The 800-nt window shown below is 57.8% G+C and carries 2 protein-coding genes; both read left to right on the forward strand.

The window, feature by feature from the left end; all coding sequences use genetic code 11:
* Positions 1-383 (forward strand): type IV secretory system conjugative DNA transfer family protein (locus C9427_RS32910; protein ID WP_167434576.1); only part of this gene is annotated, 383 nt, incomplete at its 5' end.
* Positions 384-455: 72 nt separating this feature from the next.
* Positions 456-800: hypothetical protein (locus tag C9427_RS32915; RefSeq protein ID WP_167434577.1), on the forward strand; the 345-nt coding region annotated here is incomplete at its 3' end.

Raw genomic sequence — 800 nt, forward strand, 5'->3', positions numbered from 1 at the left:
CGGCCGATGACGAGACTCCGAACTACATTTCCAAAGCCATCGGTGAATACACGTTTGAAGCCAAATCGATTTCCTACAGCCAGTCGCGAGCGTTCGACCGGAACATTCAGAATTCGTTTCAAGGTGCGCCGCTGCTGCGTCCCGAACAGGTTCGGCTGCTCAATGACGAGTACGAGATTGTTCTCATCAAAGGTCTGCCGCCATTGCAACTGAGGAAGGTGCGATATTTTTCGGACCGCATTCTGAAACGCATCTTTGAAAGCCAGACAGGCGCCCTCCCGGAGCCGGCACCCTTGACGGAAGCAGAGGAGGGATTCTCCGCAGAATCTCGACTCGATGAGCCGCTGCGCGGATTGGCGCAAGACTTTGACGATACAGTTTGATGCGAGGCTAATGTGGACCAGCGAAAAAATCCATCCCGTGTAACAGCTTTGCCGCAGGTGCAGGACGCCGTCTTGGAAGAGGATCAAGCGGTCCAGGCCAGGCAAGTGGGCGTTGAGCAGCACCTTGCCGAGGCCCGGAGGCTGTTCGATCAAGCTGACGAGTCGCCAACCAATCCAGAGGAGCTTCAGCGACTGGACCAGGGGTTCCGCGAAGTGCTTCAGCAATGGCAGGATGAGCAAGCCGCCTCGTCTTCTTTCAGCGCTGAGGTTCCCGAGGCGCTCCGGCCGCTGTTCGATGATCGAGCTGACGAGCCGCCAGCCAATCCAGAGGAGCTTCTGCGACTGGAACAGGGGTTCCGCGAAGTGCTTCAGCAGCGGCAGGATGATCAAGCCGCCTCGTCTTCGCTCAGCAACCCA

It is taken from the genome of Mesorhizobium helmanticense (genome assembly GCF_003034915.1).
Taxonomy (GTDB): Bacteria; Pseudomonadota; Alphaproteobacteria; order Rhizobiales; family Rhizobiaceae; genus Mesorhizobium; species Mesorhizobium helmanticense.